The sequence below is a fragment of the Vibrio comitans genome, from assembly GCA_024346835.1.
GTDB classification, from domain to species: Bacteria; Pseudomonadota; Gammaproteobacteria; order Enterobacterales; family Vibrionaceae; genus Vibrio; species Vibrio comitans.
Map to the genome: position 1 here is coordinate 421,867 of AP024866.1, position 19,700 is coordinate 441,566.

Sequence of the window (19,700 nt, forward strand, 5' to 3'; positions counted from 1 at the left end):
CAGAGCAATTTGCTTAATTGCTCGACATTCTCAGTATAAGTGATCATGTGATTGATACGAAAAATGAGAGAGCTGAGTCCAATTTTGCGTCTGTATCGTCTCTTAACCAAATGATAAGATAGCCCAATTACTCTCTTTTAGGATACTTCCCTTATGAGCCAGACCTCTTTACCTAATTACCTATCCGTTGCTGATGAACTTAAAACAGCCGGTATTGCTGTGACCCCAGCAGAAATGCATGGCCTTCTTATTGGTATGTTAAGTGGTGGGTTAGCTAAAGACAGTGAAGCATGGCAAGCACTGCTGTTTGACTACACCAATGACGGTATGGGCTGGCCTATGACGTGTTTGGCTCTCGCCGAGCAGACGTTAAAGGTGGCTCGAGAGGAACTGACTGATGATAATTTCGAACTAAGCATCTTGTTACCGGTAGACAGCGATATCGTTGCGTATTCAGGGGCGTTGAGTGAGTGGGTGAGCCACTTTGTATCAGGGCTAGGTTTGATTGATGCAAAGGTAAATAAAGCCAGTGAGCAAGCCAAAGAGGCACTTCAAGACCTGCTAGAGATCGCAAAGTTAGAAGTTGATCCTGAGGATGATCTAGAAGAGCAAGCTGTTCTGCTCGAGCAGGTGTTAGAGCATGTTAAAGTTTGTGCGCTAACGGTTCATGCTGAGCTAGGTGCAAAGCCAGCAAAACCTGAATCGAAAACAGTTCATTAATCCCGCGAAACAATAAGGAAGTTTGCTTTGCAGTACGATGTAGTAGTTATTGGTGGTGCGATGAGCGGGGCAACATTAGCTCTTGCATTGAGTCGCATGGCGAATAAAAAAGTGGCTGTCGTAGAAGCCGTTGCTGAGTCTTCAAAGCACCCTGGCTTTGACTCCCGAGCCATTGCCCTTTCATTAGGCAGCGTGGAGCTATTGCGTCGTTATGAGCTTTGGGGTGACATCCAACCTAAGGCTACCTCAATTAAATCTATTGATGTGTCTGATCGTGGTCATTTTGCACAAACTGGATTCGATGCAAAGCAATTGGGAAAAGAGCTACTAGGTTCGGTGGTCGAACTCGCTGATGTGGGTGCTGTGTATCGAGACAAGCTACAGCTTGATCCGAATATCGATGTATTTTGTCCTGATGCAATCGAGCAACTCATTCAGCACCAAGAAAGTGTTGAGGTTGTTCTTCGCTCGGGAACAACGCTGGGTGCAAAGCTTGTTGTAGCGGCTGATGGCGCAAACTCCAAAGTCGCTGAGCTTATCAATATCTCGAAATCAGTGGATGATTTCGAACAGCACGCTCTGATTGCAAACGTTGAGCTTGAACAGCCGCATCACAATCGAGCCTATGAGCGTTTTACCTCTCATGGTCCTTTGGCGCTATTGCCCATGACAGACAACCGTATGTCACTGGTGTGGTGCATGTCAGAGTCCATGTTGCAGCAAGCTCTATCTTGGAGTGAAGAGCAGTTTTTATCTGAGCTACAGCAAGAGTTTGGTTGGCGCTTAGGGCGCTTCAAGAAAGTGGGAAGCCTAGCTAGCTACCCTTTGATGTTACACAAAAGAGATCGCCTTATTCATCACCGTGTTGCGTTTATTGGTAATGCCGCTCAGACGCTTCACCCTATTGCGGGGCAGGGGTTTAATCTTGGTATTCGCGATGTGGCAACACTCGTTGATGTCACTTCTAAATACGTAGATTGTGGCGAGTACGCTTGCTTAGCGGAGTTTAAACGCCTTCGTGAACAAGATCGTGAAGCGACTTGCACTATGACCTCTTCTTTGGTCAGAATCTTTTCAAATGAATGGCTACCTATGGTAGTCGCTCGAAACCTAGGGCTCGCTATTTTTGATATAGCCCCCTCCATGCAAGGCCCGGTTAAAAACCGTAGCCTAGGACTGGTGTAGAACACAAAATGATGAAGAATGTAGACTTGGTAATTGTTGGCGGCGGTATGGTTGGATTGACGCTCGCCCTCGCATTAAAAGAGACCGATATTCGAATCGCGATTATTGAAAGCAACCAACCTAGCGAAATTACCCTGCAAGCCACTTCTCGCGTATCAGCATTGAGTCGTGCCAGTGAAAAAATCCTAGCTAGACTTGGTGCTTGGAATGATATTGCTAATCATCGCTGCACAGCCTATTCCGGCATGCAGGTGTGGGAAAAGGATACCTTTGCCAAGATAGACTTTTCGGCCAAAGAGCTACATGAAAGCAATCTAGGGTATATCGTTGAAAATCAGATTATCCAGCATTTCCTTCTTGAGCAAGTTAAGCAACTGCCAAATGTCACCCTCTTCCAACCGAATAAATGCTCCAATATAGCGGTTGGAGAAAGAGAGGCTTGGTTAACTCTTGATAATGGCCAGCACTTGACAGCTAAGCTTGTCGTGGCCGCTGATGGAGCAAACTCTTGGGTGCGAGAGCAGCAAGACTTCCCGTTGACTGAATGGGACTATGATCACACAGCCATTGTGACCAATGTGACAATGGAAGAGCCTCATAATGGCATAGCGAGGCAGGTCTTTACCGAGACAGGCCCATTAGCCTTCTTGCCTCTACATGAATCAAATCTGTGCTCTATCGTTTGGTCACAAACTACCGATAAAGCTCAACAGTTAATGGCGCTGTCCGAGGAAGACTTCTGTAAGCAGTTGGCGGTCGATTTTGATATGCGTTTGGGTAAGGTAAAGCATTTAACTAAGAGACAGGCCATTCCTTTAAAGATGCGATATGCTCGTGATTTTGCTAAGAACAGAGTAGCTCTGATTGGTGATGCTGCACATACAATTCACCCTCTAGCAGGGCAGGGCGTTAATCTTGGCCTTCTTGATGCGGCAACCTTAGCTGAAGAGATCGAAAAGTATTGGAACACAGGCAAAGATATTGGTGATTACGCCAACTTGCGTCATTTTGAGCGCTGGAGAAAAACTGAAGCTGTGAAGATGATCTCCAGTATGCAAGGCTTTAAAGAGCTATTTAACGGCGACGATCCGTTGAAGAAATTACTACGTGGTGTTGGGATGAACCTAGCTGGAACATTACCTGGTGTGAAAAACGAAGTAATGAAGCATGCTTTAGGCTTGAAGGGAGACCTTCCTAAACTGGCCAAATAAAACAGGCAAAGCTAGAAATAAAAAAAGGAGGCTAAAGCCTCCTTTATTCTTAGCCAACTAAATGTAGCAAGCTCGTAGTCTTTTCACTTCGACGTTCACTTCTTTTACAGTTTTGAAGTGACGCTCTTCAGCGTGATGAGGAAGGATTAGCTTCCCGTTATCAAACTCAAACTTACCGACGCCGTAAATATATATTCTTCCCTTGAACAGTCTACTTACGTGTTTTGCAATCATGCTAGGAACATAACGCTTAAACAGTCTCATTTCTGAACCCTTTCTAATTTTTATTTATTCTTTGCCTCCATGGCGAGGCTTATTATAGGACATTTGTTTCTACGAAATTGTGATGCAACTGGATTAATAAACAGAACACTCATCTGGTCTGATGTTTTTAACTAGTTTTGCGATTCAGCTCAGATTTAAATTGCGCTCATGTAGGGTTGTATAGGTTTAAGTACTGACTTTGTCGCCTATAAACTGAACTTACTCTCATATAGACCGTGAAATTGCGGGAAAAGTTCTAACGAGCAGGGCTGTAAATGTAACTAAGTGTTAATCGCTTGGTGAGGGTAAGAGTTTATGGGGTGCTGAGTGCTTTTGTGATGTGTGAAAAATGAGGTTTACAAAATTTAATGACATCCTCAGTGCGAAGCATGATCCCCGCCATGTCGCTACCACTACTTATGGTAACTTCAGGTAACTGCAAAACTGAGTGATCAAAGATAGTCGTAATTGATTCAGGGAGTATCAGTGGAGTTAAGGTGCCAGGCTTAAAGCCAGTGATATGGACCACCTCCTCTGCATTGACACAGGTTGTGCGTCGGCAGTTGAAGTAAGCTCGGACTTTTTTAGGATCAACCTGTTGATCTCCGGGTACGCAAGCCAAGAATAGCCTTCCGCCCATATCCCGTAGCAACAGAGTTTTTAGCATGATTTGTGAGGAAATACCTCGCTGCTTGGCTGCGTCATCAATAGAAGTAGCAGGAGTGGAGTGGGGCATCATATTGAACCCTACTCCATTCTTTTGTAAAAACCGAGTGACTGCAGTTTCTAGCATTTACTGTTCGATATCGTACGGTAACGCAATCAGAGACCAAGTATTAGAGTTGTCTTCGGCTAGTCTAAATTGAGTGTCAAACTCAATGTCCTTGTTAAGAACAATCAGGGCCAAAGCCTCGCCTTGTTGGTTGCGGTAATGGGCTACCGCTTCACCCGCGCCACGCCAGTTCTCGCCTACTTGGCGCTCAAAGGTGAAGGTTGCGTTTTCAGGTGCTGAGCCTTGCAGCAAGCGCATCACCTTTTTATTGGTTCCACGATACTTAGCTCTGGCAACGGTTTCCTGACCTGTGTAGCAACCTTTTTCAAAGCTAATGCCATCAAGAGCTTGCAGGTTTAAGGTTTGAGGAATATGAGTATTCTGCTGAGATTGAGTAATGCGCGGGATGCCACTGATCACGTCAATATAGTCCCAAACATCAGCGCTAATTTCTTCGGCGCTTTGTAGTTGTTGTTTTAGATTATCGAGTTCAGCTTCATCTATCAGCAATAGCCAACGCTGCGAGTCAATTTTGACTACACTACCTGACGCTACAGAACGGACATCCCCTTGACTGTCCGTGATGGAGTCGATGAAACTGTCAGCCTGTTCACCGAGTACGCCAACACTGACTTGCGAAGACAACTCAAGATCTACCTTAGAGAAAACCGAGTACTTTTTAATTTCTTGTAAGGCGGTTTCAATACCTGATTTGTGCTGCCATAGAGCGTAGCCTTGGTTGTGATGGAACAGTCGAAACAGGCTCCACATTTTCCCTTTAGCATCGCAATGAGCGCCTAGAGTAGAGTGCTCAGCGTCTAATTGGACAACATCGCAGGTTACCTGGCCTTGTAAATAAGATTTGCTGTCCGCACCGGTTACCGTGATAGCTTGCCAGTCAGAGAGTGAAGTCCATGCTAGTGAAGGCAAGTTGAAAGAAACAGAAGGTGTTGCACTCATAGTGATTCCTTGAGCTAAGTCGTTGGGTATATGGTAATCACTATTGATGTGTATGTCTAAGGATGCAAATTCAACCCTTAGACTTATAAATCATCAGATATGAACAGTAAGCTGTGATTAAGCTAATAGTTACGATTTAGCGAGACTGGTACACTCGGATAAAAGGAATGATTTATTTTTGAGGTAACGCATGTACACACCAGAACAAAAAGCACGCATTAAATGGGCGTGTCGACGCGGTATGCTGGAGTTGGACGTTGTCATTATGCCCTTCTTTGAAGAGTGCTTTGACCAGTTGACTGACCAGGAAAAGAAGGATTTTGTAGCGCTACTAGAGTGTGATGACCCAGATCTATTCACCTGGGTGATGGGACACGGTCGAAGTGAAAATTTAGCGTTAGCATCAATGATTGATAAAGTCGTGGCACATAATTTAAGTAAGGTGCGCTCTTAAATACACAGCACTCCTGCATTTATAGAAAAGGCGCTCATTGAATGGGCGCCTTTTTAGTCTTTATTTTAGAACGAGATGGTTTTGATTAGTTAGGGTAACTTTTATCTGAGCGATTAGGCACCAAGATAGTTGGTTTTGCCTCTTCTAGCATCTCTGGATAGTCTAGGGTGTAGTGCAGTCCTCGACTCTCTTTTCGCTCCATAGCGCAACGAACCATCAAATCAGCCACCTGTAACAGGTTACGCAGTTCAAGAAGGTTGTTTGAGACGCGGAAGTTACTGTAGTAGTCGTTCACCTCTTGTTGCAGAAGCTGAATGCGACGCAAAGCGCGCTCAAGTCTCTTGTCTGTGCGAACTATCCCCATGTAATCCCACATGAACAGTCTTAGCTCATGCCAGTTGTGCTGAAGGATAACCTCTTCATCAGAGTTACATACCTGGCTCTCATCCCAGCATGGCAAATTTTCAGGCATTTCAGCTTGGTCTAATTGCTTAAGAATGCTCTTAGCTGCCGACCATGCATAAACGACACATTCAAGTAGCGAGTTCGATGCCATGCGATTTGCACCGTGCAATCCGGTATAGCTTACCTCGCCGATAGCATACAACTGCTTAACGTCCGTTTGGCCTTGTGGGTCCACCATTACGCCACCACAGGTATAGTGTGCAGCCGGAACAATAGGAATAGGTTCCTTGGTCATATCGAGTCCAAGGTCTTGCAAGCGCATATGTATTGTAGGGAAATGCTTAGTAATGAAATCAGCTGACTTATGGCTGATATCGAGATACATACAATCTGCACCTAGGCGTTTCATTTCAAAGTCGATAGCTCGAGCCACGATATCGCGTGGTGCTAACTCTTCACGCGGGTCAAAGTCGGGCATAAAGCGCGTGCCATCTGGCCTTAGAAGGTAAGCACCTTCACCACGAAGTGCTTCGGTCAATAAGAAGTTTCGAGCTTCGGGGTGGAATAGACACGTAGGATGGAACTGGTTGAATTCTAGGTTTGAAACACGGCATCCTGCGCGCCATGCCATAGCAATACCATCGCCAGAAGACACATCTGGATTACTCGTGTACTGATACACCTTCGAAGCACCGCCTGTAGCTAGAACCACAAATTTAGCTGCGATTGTCTCGACATGCTCTGAATCGCGATTCCATACATACGCACCCACGACTTTTTGTGCATCACCGCCAATTTTATCTTCGGTGATTAAGTCGACGGCATTATGTCTCTCTAATACGGTAATATTCGGGTGGTTAAGAACGTTCTCTTGAAGAGAGGTCTGCATCGCCATGCCTGTCGCATCTGCTGCATGCAAAATACGTCTGTGACTGTGTCCACCTTCGCGGGTTAAGTGATAGCGAGGCTTATCATCGTCATCATCGGACTCTTCTTGATCAAATGGAACACCGCCGTCGATGAGCCATTGAACACATTTTTTGGCGTTTTCAGCAATAAACTGAACCTTGTCTTTTTCACAAAGGCCTGCGCCAGCAATTAAAGTGTCATCAACGTGAGACTCTATAGTGTCAGCTTCATCGAATACGGCAGCGATGCCACCTTGTGCGTAGAAGGTAGCGCCTTCACGGCTCAAGCTTTTACTTAAAACGATAACCTTGGATTTTTTGGCAACACGAAGAGCCAAAGATAGCCCAGCTGCGCCGCTACCTATAACCAGTACATCACATTGATGCTGAGAGATTGAATTCATTGAGACGTTGTTTCCTTTTTTGTCTGTTAGCCTCTGTGCTAACCATTAACCTCTAGTTGAACACTCGTTTAATTTTATAGTTTTTGACGTGTTCTTAACCCACCTAGGCACTAGGGTGCTACTATTCGACTACTACTTGTCGCGCAAAGCATTGCGCTGCATCAACAGTTCTAACCTTAGACTGAAGTTCGCTTCTAATTGGCTATCAAGCGCCTAGTACATCACATTTTTGACTAAGTTTTAAAAAAACCTTAATCAAAATGAACTTTTGTACTTCGATTGAGTCACAATAGTGCTCAAGTAATTGGTGCTGTCAATAATACATTATGCACTGAAAAAACTCATATCTGAGAAGATGAGAGCTGAACATAGGAGTAAAAGCTCGAATGAACGAGCAGTTGACCGATCAGGTACTGATTGAGCGCATTCAAAATGGAGATAAGCAAGCCTTTAATCTTCTGGTAGTCAAATACCAGAATAAAGTGTGTAACTTGATTTCTCGATACGTGAATAATCAAAGTGATGTAGCCGATGTGGCGCAGGAGACCTTTATTAAGGCGTATCGTGCTATCCCTAACTTTAGGGGTGAAAGTGCATTTTACACTTGGTTATATCGCATTGCGGTGAATACGGCGAAGAATCATCTTGTCGCGTTAGGACGCAGGCCACCTGCGACTGACGTAGACGCTGAGGATGCCGAATATTTAGAAACTGGGAATGCGCTAAAAGAAATATCGAACCCAGAAAACTTAACGTTGTCGAATGAATTGAAGGAGGTAGTTTTCAACGCGATTGAAGCACTACCAGAAGACCTGAAAACTGCTATGACGTTGCGAGAACTTGATGGATTAAGTTATGAAGAGATCGCAGCTGTTATGGATTGCCCAGTAGGCACAGTTCGTTCGCGAATATTTAGAGCTCGAGAAGCGGTAGAGAAAAAAATGCAACCGCTTCTTCAGCGTTAGAAGATAATCACAATGGTGAAAGTAATGTCTAACAAAGAGAAAATCTCAGCTTTGATGGATGGTGAGTCGGTAGACTTAAGCCTGATCTCTGAGATGGAAAATGAGAAGGACGCTCAACAGACCTGGCAGAACTACCATCTAATTGGTGATGTGATGCGAGGGGATACTCCGGATAACCCTAACTGGGATATCGCTAGTCGAGTCGCCCTTGCCCTTGAAGATGAGCCTGCTCATTCAACCAATGTTCAGCCTATGCTCGAAGAGCAACCTGTGCCAACTAAGGCGAAAAAAGGCCTCCCTCAATGGCTAACCCAATTTGGTCAAGTAGCGGTAGCTGCTTGTGTATCTTTTGCGGTCATTCTAGGGGTTCAGCAGTACGGTGGTAATGTTGATGGGCAGCCTTCACAGGTAGCGGAAACACTTCCTGTCCTGCAAACTATCCCTATGGCGGGTAGTGTTGAGCCAGTGAGCTTAACTCGCGATTCTGTGCGTACGAAGACTGATGCGAACAAGGCATCGCCACAGGACGAGCAAATTGCAGAACAACGTCGCCGCATTAACACTGTGTTGCAAGACTATGAGTTGCAGCTTCGCCTTAATCATAGCGAAACGAACTCTGACGTAGAAACGGAAGTCAAATGAATAAATTTCTGGCCAGCGCCTTTGCGCTGCTCAGCTTAACAGCCTCTCCTTTAGCCTTAGCAGAAGATAACCCTGCTGAGGCTCTTCTCCACAAGATGAGCGATGCGAGTAGCACTCTCAATTATGAGATGTCTTATGTATTGATTCGAAAGAGCAGTATTGAGCCCCTAGTTTATCGTCAAGCCAATGATAACGACATGCGATTTGCACAACTCATGTATTTGAGTGGGCCTGTGCGAGAAGTGATTCGCAGAGGGGATCAAGTCAGCTATATAGAACCGGGTATTGATCCTTTCACGATTGCATCAGATAAAATGGTGGCGCCACTAATGCCTATGCTCAGCGTCGATACGCAGAGACTCAAAGCCTACTATGACTTTGTGAAGGTTGGGCGTGCTCGTGAAGCCGGTGCACCGACTCAAGTAGTACGTGTTGTACCTAAAGACGGGCAGCGATACTCGTACATCGTGTGGATTGATGAGCAGACGGCGCTGCCTCTTCGTGCGGATTTGATCGACAGAGATGGCGAAATTCTTGAGCAATATCGAACGGTTTCTTATTCCGTCACCGATCATCTTGTCCCTATTATGAAGGGCTTAGAAAAAGCAACTTTGCCTGATGTGGTGACTTTGCCAGATAGCAGTGTTGATGAAATCTCTTGGAGTGCTGATTGGATGCCTAGAGGTTTTGAAAGTAAAAAGATGCAAAGTCATCCTTTGTTTGGTTCTGACCGAATGGTAGAGAGCCAAATTTATTCGGATGGTTTGTTTCAGTTTTCTATCTATGTGGCTCCCGAAGATGATTTGTCGTTGAAGCGTCAACTTGTCAGGCAGGGTAGACGCACACTGCAAAGTGCTGTCGTAAATCAACATGAAGTGATCGTAGTAGGAGATATTCCTCCTAGTACCGCGCAACGTATATTACAATCAGTGACTTTTCATTAGGTAACTGATCATGATGAACGCACTGGCTCAAGTGACAAGGGTGACCGAGATAGCGTCACCCGACTCAGGAGAGTTGCTCTTTAAGGTAGATCTCTCGTGCGAGCAACAAACGAGTTGTAATAGTTGTGCCTCCAAATCCAGTTGTGCAACGGGTCAAGTGACCAAAGCCATTGGTAATAAGCAGCACGCATGGTCTTTGATAACACCTTTAAAAGTATCAGAGGGTGATGTGGTAGAGATTGCCCTCCCAGAAAAAGCACTGCTTTCCGCTGCCGCCCTAGTTTATCTTGTTCCTTTGCTGTTCTTGTTCCTTGGTGCCGTGATTGGTGCTGAGATATCACAGGCTGTATTTGAAGGACAGGAATGGCCGAGCATAGCGTTAGGATCGGGATTTGCCCTACTCAGTGGAATGTTTGTCAAAGCAAAACTTAGACACACCAAGCACGATGCAGAACAGCAAGTAACCTTGATTCGTACCCTAGGCCAACAATTAGAAGTAAAATGAAGATAGCGGCAAGCGCTGAAATTCGGTAGAATCTGCCAACCTGAGCAAAATGATGATGAAAAAAACATCATTTTCCCTTTCAATTTTGTATGAGTCTAACCGCACCTTACTATGAAGAACATTCGTAACTTTTCGATTATTGCCCACATTGACCATGGTAAATCCACCTTATCAGATCGTCTGATTCAAGTTTGTGGAGGCCTTAGTGATCGCGAAATGGAAGCGCAAGTTCTTGATTCTATGGATCTTGAAAGAGAGCGTGGCATCACGATCAAATCTCAGAGTGTGACTCTAGACTACAAAGCAAATGATGGGGAAACCTATCAGCTGAACTTCATCGATACTCCAGGACACGTGGACTTTTCTTATGAAGTATCTCGCTCTCTAGCAGCCTGTGAAGGTGCGTTGCTGGTGGTTGATGCAGGTCAAGGCGTTGAAGCTCAGACTCTAGCTAACTGTTATACCGCGATCGAAATGGATCTAGAGGTTGTGCCAATCTTGAATAAGATTGACCTTCCTGCTGCTGATCCTGAGCGTGTTTCAGAAGAAATCGAAGAGATCGTTGGTATTGATGCTTTAGAAGCTGTTCGCTGCTCGGCAAAAACCGGTCTTGGTGTTGATGAAGTATTGGAAGAAATCGTAAAGTCGATTCCTGCACCAAAGGGTGAACCAGAAGGCCCATTGCAAGCGCTAATCATCGATTCTTGGTTTGACAACTACCTTGGCGTTGTTTCACTTGTGCGTATCAAAAACGGCAAGCTAAAGAAACACGACAAAATTAAGGTAATGAGCACCGGCCAAGTTTGGGGTGTGGACCGCTTAGGTATCTTTACGCCTAAGCAAGTTGATACCACTGAACTGAACACTGGTGAAGTAGGTTGGGTTGTATGTGGTATCAAGGATATCCTTGGTGCACCAGTTGGCGATACCTTAACTCATGCTAAAGGCGGCTGTGAAAAAGCACTGCCAGGCTTCCAGAAAGTGAAGCCACAGGTATACGCGGGTCTATTCCCAGTATCATCTGATGATTATGAAAACTTCCGTGATGCACTAGGTAAACTGAGCCTAAATGATGCGTCGCTATTCTACGAGCCAGAGAGCTCAGCTGCACTTGGCTTTGGTTTCCGTTGTGGTTTCTTGGGTATGCTTCACATGGAAGTTATTCAAGAGCGTTTAGAGCGTGAATACGATCTAGACCTAATCACTACAGCACCAACCGTAGTGTACGAAGTAGAGAAAACTAATGGCGAAGTATTGTATGTAGATAGCCCTGCAAAACTTCCTGCAGTGAACGATCTTGAGGCAATTCGTGAACCAATTGCCCGCTGTAACATCCTTGTACCATCAGATTACCTAGGTAATGTTATTACCCTTTGTGTTGAGAAGCGTGGTATTCAGGTGGATATGGTTTATCACGGAAACCAAGTTGCTCTGACTTACGACCTGCCAATGGCAGAAGTGGTACTAGACTTCTTTGACCGTCTAAAATCGACGTCACGTGGTTACGCATCACTAGACTACAACTTCCATCGCTATGAAGAATCAAACATGGTGCGTGTAGATGTATTGCTTAATGGCGATACTGTTGATGCACTGGCTATCATCACTCACAAAGACAACGCACAGACACGTGGTCGTCAATTAGTTGAGAAGATGAAGGAATTCATTCCTCGCCAGATGTTTGATATCGCAATTCAGGCGGCGATTGGTAACCACATTATTGCTCGCTCAACCGTTAAGCAGTTGCGTAAGAACGTAATTGCTAAATGTTACGGTGGTGACGTGAGCCGTAAGAAAAAGCTGTTGAAGAAACAGAAAGAAGGTAAGAAGCGTATGAAGCAAATCGGTAACGTTGAGCTTCCGCAAGAGGCCTTCCTAGCGATTCTTCACGTAGGCAAAGATTAAAACCATTAACCATAGTTGATTAACAATGGTTGATTAAGAATTACAAAGTGAAAGGGTTAATGACCCTTTCACTTTCGTTGTTTTAGAAACATATAAATTTAAGGGATTTCAATGGCTAATACGTTTTCACTAATCCTAGTCTGTGTGACTTTGGTTACTGGTATTGTCTATGCTCTAGAAAAGCTCGTTTGGGCAAAGAAAAGAGCAGCCAAGGTGGCAGAGGTTGAGGCTCAAACAACAGGTTTGGATGATCAAACCAAGGCTAAGATAACGCATCAGCCATGGTGGATTGAGAACAGTGTATCTATCTTCCCTGTGATCGCTTTTGTGTTGGTATTACGTTCGTTTATTTATGAACCTTTTCAGATCCCATCGGGTTCTATGATGCCAACGTTGCTGATTGGAGACTTTATCGTAGTAGAGAAATTCTCTTACGGACTGAAGGACCCTGTATGGCGTAACCAATTAGTTGAAACGGGTAAGCCTGAGCGTGGTGACGTAGCGGTATTCAAATTCCCACCTCAACCTAACATTGACTACATTAAGCGAGTAATTGGCTTACCGGGTGATACGGTTCGCTATACTCAAGATAAGAAACTTTGTATTAAACCAAGTGGTGAGAAGCAATGTACACCAGTGCCTCTAACCAATTATACGGAAAGTGAGTTTATACAAAACAACATCCCATTGATTCGTCTCGACGAAACCATGGGTGAGCATCAGCACCAAGTTTTGGTGAACCCACTGCGTCAGGATAACGTAGCTGCGTATCAGCCTAGAGCTGGTGTTCGTGAATGGATTGTGCCTCAAGGGCATTATTTCATGATGGGTGACAACCGCGATAACAGTGCAGACAGCCGTTATTGGGGCTTTGTTCCTGAAGCCAACTTAGTTGGTAAAGCAGTTGGAATATGGGTGAGCTTTGAGTTTGATCGCAGTGACGACAGCTTCCTGCCATCTTGGATTCCAACCGGTATCCGTTTAAACCGCATTGGCGGCATAGAGTAATCAGAGAGTATGACTTCTCAATTAGCTAGATTAGAAAAGAGCATTGGATACAAATTCAATGACTTAGATAAACTGAACTTGGCGCTGACACACCGCAGCGCCAATGGCAAACATAATGAGCGACTGGAGTTTCTGGGCGATTCAATTTTAAGTTTTGTCATCACTGATGATTTGTACCATCGTTTTCCTAAGGTAAACGAGGGCGACATGAGTCGAATGCGTGCCACATTGGTAAGAGGTAAAACTCTGGCTGAGCTAGCACGTGAATTTGAACTCGGAGACTACTTAAAATTAGGTCCAGGTGAATTGAAGAGTGGCGGGTTCCGCCGTGATTCTATTCTTGCAGATGCGGTAGAAGCTATTATTGGAGCAATATACTTAGACAGTGGCACTGAGCCTGTTAGAGCTATTGTTCTTAGTTGGTACATGAGTCGCCTTGAGGCGATTGAACCAGGTGTATCGCAAAAAGACCCTAAGACTCGTCTTCAGGAGTTCTTGCAAGGTCGTCGTAAACCTTTACCGACTTACGACGTTATCAAGATTAAGGGTGAAGCTCATAACCAAGAGTTTACCGTTGATTGCGTTGTATCAGGTGTAGAAAAACCTTTCACAGGTAAAGGCACCAGTCGTCGTAAAGCTGAACAAGCTGCGGCTGAACTTGCGTTGGAGAAACTAACTAATGTCTAATCACGATCAGCCAGAAGATCAAGGCATCGACCTTGATGCGTACTTTGCTTCGCACAACCAAGAAAAAGCAACCACTGTTGAGAATCAACATTGTGGCTTTATCGCTATTGTCGGTCGACCTAACGTAGGTAAATCAACACTTCTTAACCACATTCTTGGTCAGAAGATATCGATTACCTCTCGTAAGCCTCAGACAACTCGTCACCGTATTATGGGCGTGGATACTGACGGTGATTACCAGGCTATCTTTGTCGATACCCCAGGGCTTCACATCGAAGAAAAACGCGCAATCAACCGTTTGATGAACCGCGCTGCAAACAGCTCACTGAGTGATGTTAACCTTGTGTTTTTCTTGGTTGATGGGACTCATTGGACGGCCGATGATGATATGGTGCTCAACAAGCTAAGAGCAGCAAACTTCCCTGTTGTCTTGTGTGTGAACAAGGTTGATAAAGTACAAGATCGCAACCTTGTTATGAGCCACATGCAAGAGATGACCCAGAAGATGGACTTCGTTGATGTTGTGCCTATTTCTGCAAAATTAGGGAAAAATATCGACGTACTGCGTAAGCATGTTCGTGATCACTTACCAAAAGCTACTCATCATTTCCCTGAAGAATACGTAACAGACCGCTCTCAGCGTTTTATGGCATCAGAGATCGTGCGTGAGAAATTAATGCGCTTTACTGGTGACGAGTTACCTTACTCAGTTACAGTGGAAATCGAGCGCTTTGATTACAACCCTGATAATGATGGCTTTCACATTAACGCACTGATTCTTGTGGAACGCAGTGGCCAGAAGAAAATGGTCATTGGTAAGGGCGGTGATAAGATAAAAACTATCGGACGAGAAGCTCGTTTAGATATGGAAGAGTTATTTGGTCGCAAGGTTTACCTAGAGACTTGGGTTAAGGTCAAATCTGGTTGGGCTGACGATGAGCGAGCACTTCGTTCATTGGGCTACATGGATGACCTGTAAAGATTAAACTCAAAACTCCACCTTAGACGTGGAGTTTTTTATGGCATCAATACTATGTCGGTAATTGAAGGCTTCCAGCGTTGCTTTGTATTGCATCGTCGCCCCTACACAGAATCTAGCTTGATTTTAGATGTCTTTTCTGAGGAGTTTGGTCGTGTGACCATCCTGAGTAAAGGTGGCAGAAGCAAGCGCTCTCCATTAAAAGGGGCTTTGCAGTCCTTTACGCCTTTACTGCTCAAATGGTCGGGTGGCGGCTCCATGAAAACCCTGCGCCAAGCCGAGCCGATTAGTCTCGGTCTGCCTCTGAGTGGTGTTAATCTATATTCAGCCATGTACATCAACGAAATATTGGTGCGAGTGATTGCCCAAGAAGTACCTTACCCTGAGCTGTTTATTGATTATCTGCATGCCTTAACTGAGCTTGCCCAAGCTGACAACCCCGAGCCTGCGCTACGCCGCTTTGAGCTCGCTTTGCTGAATGCTCTTGGGTATGGCGTGGATTTTATGCATTGCTCAGGGACTGGGGAGCCTATAGACCCCAAGATGACCTATCGTTACCGAGAGCAGCAAGGCTTCATTGCATCAGTGCGAAAAGACAACCTCACCTTTATGGGGGAAGAGTTGATAGCCTTGAGTGAAAGATGTTTTACCTCTAAATCTCAGTTGAGCGCGGCAAAGCGCTTTACACGTATAGCCTTAAAGCCTTATCTTGGCGGAAAACCAATAAAAAGTCGGGAGTTATTTATGCCCCGAACACGGAGTATCGGAAAATGAATCCAATCTTACTTGGGGTCAATATTGACCACATTGCTACCTTACGAAATGCGCGCGGAACTAAGTACCCAGATCCAGTACATGCTGCAGAAATTGCTGAACGTGCTGGTGCTGATGGCATCACGATTCACCTGCGCGAAGACCGTCGTCATATCCTAGACAGAGACGTTCGCATTCTTGCGGAGACTATTCAGACTCGTATGAATCTCGAGATGGCAGTCACCGATGAGATGGTTGATATCGCACTTGAAACTAAGCCAGAGTTCGTCTGCTTGGTTCCTGAAAAGCGTGAAGAGTTGACTACGGAAGGTGGTCTAGACGTAGTGGGTCAGTTTGACAAGATTAAAACTGCTACAGAAAAACTGGCAGCTGCAGGCATCAAGGTCTCATTGTTTATCGATCCAAACCCTGCGCAAATCGATGCATCAAAGGCTGCCGGTGCGCCTTTCATTGAACTTCACACCGGTCATTACGCAGAAGCGCAGACTGAAGAAGAGCAACACAAAGAGCTAAAAGTTATTGCTGAAGCCGCAACCTATGCATCAGGCTTAGGCATCACGGTAAATGCAGGCCACGGATTGACCTATCATAATGTTGGCCCTGTAGCGGCACTGCCTGAGATCTACGAGTTGAACATTGGCCACTCGATTATGGGACGTGCAGTATTTGATGGCTTGAACAAAGCGGTAGCTGATATGAAAGCCATCATGGATCAGGCTCGCAAGTAATGGCCATTGTTGGTTTAGGGACTGACATTGCAGAGATTGAGCGCGTAGAAAAAGCGCTCAATCGTACCGGTGTTAGTTTTGCTGAACGTATCTTAACTGAGGTTGAGATGGAGCGATTTCATCAGCTAACCTCAAAGGCAAAGTTCCTAGCCAAACGCTTTGCTGCCAAAGAAGCTGCCTCTAAGGCTTTAGGTACAGGGATAGCGAAAGGCGTTTCGTTTCAAGACTTCACCATTAGTAATGATGCCCTAGGCAAGCCAGAGCTATTGCTGTCAGGCAAGGCTCTGGAAATCTCTCAGCAGCTCGGCGTTGCTCATATTCATCTGTCAATTTCTGATGAAAGGCACTACGCCGTCGCTACGGTCATTCTCGAACGTTAATCCTGTAGGTACAGGCGAGCTGTCGTTTGTACCTTTTCCATTTCATCTTGAAGCTCTAGCAACTCAGGCTCAATATCCTCTATCGTCTCCCCAGAACGCAACATCTGTTCGAGCAGGGCACAGGCCTTTTTAAGTTTAGGGACACCACAATAACTGCTACTGCCGTGTAATTTATGAATATGGTGGATCAGCTCATCTCGAGATCCTAACTGCTCATCAATCGCTTGCTCCACAATCTCATTCACCTCTGGAATATAGTCAACGAGCATTTGCAGCATCTCTTTGGCTAAGTCTTCTTTGTTCGCAGATTGTGCTAGAGCTGCTCGCCAGTCAATGATGACGTCGCTGCTTGGAGTAGGGGCGACCTCAGGTGTTGATATCACCACTGGATCATCAATAGGGTTTCCACCCCAATGGTTGAGTACTTTGAGCAAAACTCGCTCTTCAATGGGTTTGGTCAGGTAGTCATCCATACCCGCTTGAAGTAGTCTATCGCGTTCGCCACTCATTGCATGGGCGGTCACTGCTATGATTGGTGTGTCTTTGTTAGTTGCCGTTTTCTTAATTGCTTGGCAAGCCGCTACACCATCCATGCCCGGCATTTGAATATCCATTAAGATCAAATCAAAATGAGTGCGTGTGGCTTCGTCGACAGCGCTTTGACCATTGGAGCAAGTCACTACGGACTCTACATGTTCATCAAGCAAGGCGCTGATGAGTTTTAGGTTGGCTGGATTGTCGTCAACAGCCATGACTTTAAGTGACAACTTCTCAAGCAGCAATGGCTCAGGCTTTTCGTAAATAGGAACACTACTATCTTGACCGCGTAGCATGGCCTGCATGATCTTAGTGCGAGTCAGTGGCTTGATAATGCAGGTGACAGCATGCTGAGACATCAAGGTCTCAGACAAGGCTAACTGATTGCTTGGCAGACCAATAATGACATTTGGACAGACTGCTTTGGCTTGGTAAATAAACTCGACCAGTTCGGCCTCTCCCATGATTTCATTTACGGGAACGTTATAGATAATGTAATCATGAGGAGTAATAGATTCAGGGATCGCCGAGCGATATTGAGTCACGATACTCTCTTGAGTTAACAGCTGCTGCAACACATTCGCCGCTTGAAGGTTCTGCTCAATCAGTAACACTTCTTTACCACGAATATCCGTAAGATCGATCTGCTCTAGTGGCAAGTCAGTGGTATTGAGGCGAATTGTGAACCAGAAGGTCGAGCCTTGGTGCAGGCGACTGGTTAGACTGATTTCTCCGCCCATTTGGCGAACCAGTTTTTGGGTAATGACAAGGCCAAGACCCGTACCGCCGTAGCGTCTGGATATACTGGCATCGGCTTGGCTAAATGCTTGGAATAATTGTGCTTGCTGGCGCTCTGAGATACCAATGCCGGTATCTTTCACCATAAACTGAATTTCAACTTGATCTTCTTTTTGTGTACGAAGCTCAATACTCACGTCAATGTTGCCGCGCTCGGTAAATTTAACCGCATTGCCCACTAGGTTGGTCAGTACTTGCTGGATACGTAAAGAGTCCCCTACAACCCCAGCAGGGATTTTAGGGTCTACTTTTAAGGTTAACTCGAGTCCTTTCTCATGGGCGCTTGGGGCTTGTAGATTGACCACTTCTTCCAGTGATTCTTGGAAATCAAATGGAATATTTTCTAGAAGCAGTTTACCCGCCTCAAGTTTCGAGAAGTCCAAAATGTCATTGATAATACTAAGCAGATTATTTGCCGAACGTTCGATAGTTAATAGGTAATCGGTTTGGCTGTGAGACAAATTGGTTTTGAGCATTTGGCGCGTAAAGCCGATCACGCCATTGAGCGGCGTTCTCAATTCGTGGGACATATTGGCTAAGAACTCTGATTTAACTCGCGCGGCTTCTTGCGCACGTTTCTTAGCAATATCCAGCTCAACGTTTTGGATCTCGAGCTGCTCTAGGGTTTCACGAAGATCGGATGTGGCTTGGTCAATACTGTGCTGCATCTCTATATGGTACTCAGAGAGCGACATAGCCATGGCGTTGATACCATTTTTTAGCGAATTAAGCTCACCATGCATTTTGCCTTCAATACGAACGTCCAACTGTCCGCGACGAATACGGTCCACACTATTTTTCAGGTGAGTAATCGGCGCGGTAATATCTTGCATCAATCGATAAGCGAAAAATGCGGATAACCCCACCCCGAGGAACATCACTACCAGTGCTACCACGATTTCTTGATACTGTTGAAGTCTCAAGCTAGAGAGATCGAGCTCTATGGCGATGTAACCGAGCACTTGATTACTTTCTTTTGAGTCAGCCTGAGGCGCCACAAATTGCGCTTCAGCGATAACTGGGGTTCTGATAATAAGCTTGGTGTCAATTAACTGAACAGTGCTGTGCAGGGGAATAGGCTCTGATTGAGGGAACATCAGGCTCTGGAAATTAGGGTGAAAGTTTGAGGTAACAAATAGTTCGTGATTGGCGTCGAATACTGCGATACTTCGCACCACATCAGAACGCTTACGATGACTATAACTAATCAGTCGTCTCACAGCTTCGCGATTTTGCTGTAACATAGCGAATTCACTGGCAATCGCTAGTGGCTCCACAATGTTGGTTCCGGCGGTGATTAATTGCGCTTCAAGGTCGTTATATCGATTTGAAGTAAAAAACACGCTCAACAACATCCCAACGATGAGTGTTGGGGCGAGAGTCAATGTTATTACGCGTGCGCGAAGTCCGTATCTTGTCATGTTTTATTAATGTGCCGGATGTGAAAAAATAAGCCTTCAAAGGCTTTTGAGTTTCCTAAACTTGAACCTAAGTCTAAATCATTGAAATTAAAATTGCTTCCCAAGAACTCTGTCAGACTGAAAACTCAGTCAAAAGCTTGATGC

20 protein-coding genes are annotated in these 19,700 nt (G+C 45.2%); 15 read left to right on the plus strand and 5 right to left on the minus strand.

Annotated elements, in window-relative coordinates; all coding sequences use genetic code 11:
- The first annotated feature begins 153 nt into the window (after positions 1 to 153).
- Genes OCU46_RS02050 through OCU46_RS02060 form a run of 3 tightly spaced genes read left to right on the plus strand, consistent with a single transcriptional unit; the run spans position 154 to position 3,116 of the window.
- Complete coding sequence (locus OCU46_RS02050) at positions 154 to 720, plus strand: YecA/YgfB family protein (protein ID WP_141273204.1); 567 nt, start codon at positions 154 to 156, stop codon at positions 718 to 720.
- A 27-nt stretch (positions 721 to 747) separates the two neighbouring features.
- Positions 748 to 1,905, plus strand: a complete 1,158-nt coding sequence (gene ubiH / locus OCU46_RS02055; protein WP_141273206.1) for a 2-octaprenyl-6-methoxyphenyl hydroxylase — start codon at positions 748 to 750, stop codon at positions 1,903 to 1,905.
- Positions 1,906 to 1,913: 8 nt separating this feature from the next.
- Positions 1,914 to 3,116 carry an FAD-dependent 2-octaprenylphenol hydroxylase gene (locus tag OCU46_RS02060; protein WP_141273208.1) on the plus strand — a complete coding sequence of 401 codons (1,203 nt, stop codon included), beginning with the start codon at positions 1,914 to 1,916 and terminating at the stop codon, positions 3,114 to 3,116.
- A 57-nt stretch (positions 3,117 to 3,173) separates the two neighbouring features.
- On the opposite strand, the gene OCU46_RS02065 is transcribed toward OCU46_RS02060, so the two are convergent.
- The 3 genes from OCU46_RS02065 to ygfZ form a co-directional block, all read right to left on the minus strand.
- On the minus strand, positions 3,174 to 3,380 hold the full coding sequence (locus OCU46_RS02065; protein ID WP_017027167.1) for a DUF1107 domain-containing protein: 207 nt from the start codon (positions 3,378 to 3,380) through the stop codon (positions 3,174 to 3,176).
- 313 nt (positions 3,381 to 3,693) lie between these two features.
- Entirely contained in the window at positions 3,694 to 4,173 is a 480-nt protein-coding gene (locus tag OCU46_RS02070) for an aminoacyl-tRNA deacylase (RefSeq protein WP_141273210.1), read from the minus strand.
- Complete coding sequence (gene ygfZ, locus OCU46_RS02075) at positions 4,174 to 5,112, minus strand: tRNA-modifying protein YgfZ (RefSeq protein ID WP_141273212.1); 939 nt, start codon at positions 5,110 to 5,112, stop codon at positions 4,174 to 4,176.
- A 190-nt stretch (positions 5,113 to 5,302) separates the two neighbouring features.
- Between ygfZ and OCU46_RS02080 the strand changes: the two genes are divergently transcribed.
- Positions 5,303 to 5,566, plus strand: coding sequence for an FAD assembly factor SdhE (locus tag OCU46_RS02080; protein ID WP_141273214.1), 264 nt, complete (start codon positions 5,303 to 5,305; stop codon positions 5,564 to 5,566).
- A gap of 85 nt (positions 5,567 to 5,651) precedes the next feature.
- Here OCU46_RS02080 and nadB read toward each other — a convergent pair whose 3' ends face one another.
- Complete coding sequence (nadB, locus tag OCU46_RS02085; protein ID WP_141273216.1) at positions 5,652 to 7,283, minus strand: L-aspartate oxidase; 1,632 nt, start codon at positions 7,281 to 7,283, stop codon at positions 5,652 to 5,654.
- 386 nt (positions 7,284 to 7,669) lie between these two features.
- On the opposite strand from nadB, the gene rpoE reads away from it, so the two are divergent.
- The 11 genes from rpoE (at position 7,670) to acpS (ending at position 16,800) form a co-directional block, all read left to right on the plus strand.
- Entirely contained in the window at positions 7,670 to 8,248 is a 579-nt protein-coding gene (rpoE, locus tag OCU46_RS02090) for an RNA polymerase sigma factor RpoE (RefSeq protein ID WP_017027173.1), read from the plus strand.
- A gap of 24 nt (positions 8,249 to 8,272) precedes the next feature.
- Positions 8,273 to 8,890 carry an RseA family anti-sigma factor gene (locus tag OCU46_RS02095; protein ID WP_141273218.1) on the plus strand — a complete coding sequence of 206 codons (618 nt, stop codon included), beginning with the start codon at positions 8,273 to 8,275 and terminating at the stop codon, positions 8,888 to 8,890.
- Complete coding sequence (gene rseB / locus OCU46_RS02100; RefSeq protein WP_141273220.1) at positions 8,887 to 9,834, plus strand: sigma-E factor regulatory protein RseB; 948 nt, start codon at positions 8,887 to 8,889, stop codon at positions 9,832 to 9,834. The genes OCU46_RS02095 and rseB overlap by 4 nt, the downstream gene beginning before the upstream one ends.
- A gap of 10 nt (positions 9,835 to 9,844) precedes the next feature.
- A complete protein-coding gene (locus OCU46_RS02105; RefSeq protein ID WP_141273222.1) occupies positions 9,845 to 10,339 on the plus strand; it encodes a SoxR reducing system RseC family protein in 495 nt (164 codons plus the stop codon).
- Positions 10,340 to 10,450: 111 nt separating this feature from the next.
- The gene (lepA, locus tag OCU46_RS02110; protein ID WP_141273224.1) at positions 10,451 to 12,244 is read left to right on the plus strand and encodes a translation elongation factor 4; all 1,794 of its coding nucleotides are present in this window, start codon (positions 10,451 to 10,453) and stop codon (positions 12,242 to 12,244) included.
- Between the two features lie 111 nt (positions 12,245 to 12,355).
- Entirely contained in the window at positions 12,356 to 13,252 is an 897-nt protein-coding gene (lepB, locus tag OCU46_RS02115) for a signal peptidase I (RefSeq protein WP_141273226.1), read from the plus strand.
- Positions 13,253 to 13,261: 9 nt separating this feature from the next.
- On the plus strand, positions 13,262 to 13,939 hold the full coding sequence (gene rnc / locus OCU46_RS02120) for a ribonuclease III (protein ID WP_141273228.1): 678 nt from the start codon (positions 13,262 to 13,264) through the stop codon (positions 13,937 to 13,939).
- Positions 13,932 to 14,918, plus strand: a complete 987-nt coding sequence (gene era, locus OCU46_RS02125) for a GTPase Era (RefSeq protein ID WP_141273230.1) — start codon at positions 13,932 to 13,934, stop codon at positions 14,916 to 14,918. The genes rnc and era overlap by 8 nt, the downstream gene beginning before the upstream one ends.
- A 54-nt stretch (positions 14,919 to 14,972) precedes the next feature.
- Positions 14,973 to 15,692 (plus strand): DNA repair protein RecO, encoded by a 720-nt coding sequence (recO, locus tag OCU46_RS02130; RefSeq protein WP_141273232.1) that lies wholly within the window; start codon positions 14,973 to 14,975, stop codon positions 15,690 to 15,692.
- Positions 15,689 to 16,420 carry a pyridoxine 5'-phosphate synthase gene (pdxJ, locus tag OCU46_RS02135; protein ID WP_141273234.1) on the plus strand — a complete coding sequence of 244 codons (732 nt, stop codon included), beginning with the start codon at positions 15,689 to 15,691 and terminating at the stop codon, positions 16,418 to 16,420. Before recO ends, pdxJ begins: the two co-directional genes overlap by 4 nt.
- Complete coding sequence (gene acpS / locus OCU46_RS02140; protein ID WP_141273236.1) at positions 16,420 to 16,800, plus strand: holo-ACP synthase; 381 nt, start codon at positions 16,420 to 16,422, stop codon at positions 16,798 to 16,800. Before pdxJ ends, acpS begins: the two co-directional genes overlap by 1 nt.
- Here the strand turns inward: acpS and barA are convergent.
- On the minus strand, positions 16,797 to 19,556 hold the full coding sequence (barA, locus tag OCU46_RS02145; RefSeq protein WP_141273238.1) for a two-component sensor histidine kinase BarA: 2,760 nt from the start codon (positions 19,554 to 19,556) through the stop codon (positions 16,797 to 16,799). The two genes, acpS and barA, sit on opposite strands and share 4 nt — an antisense overlap.
- Positions 19,557 to 19,700 lie beyond the last annotated feature (144 nt).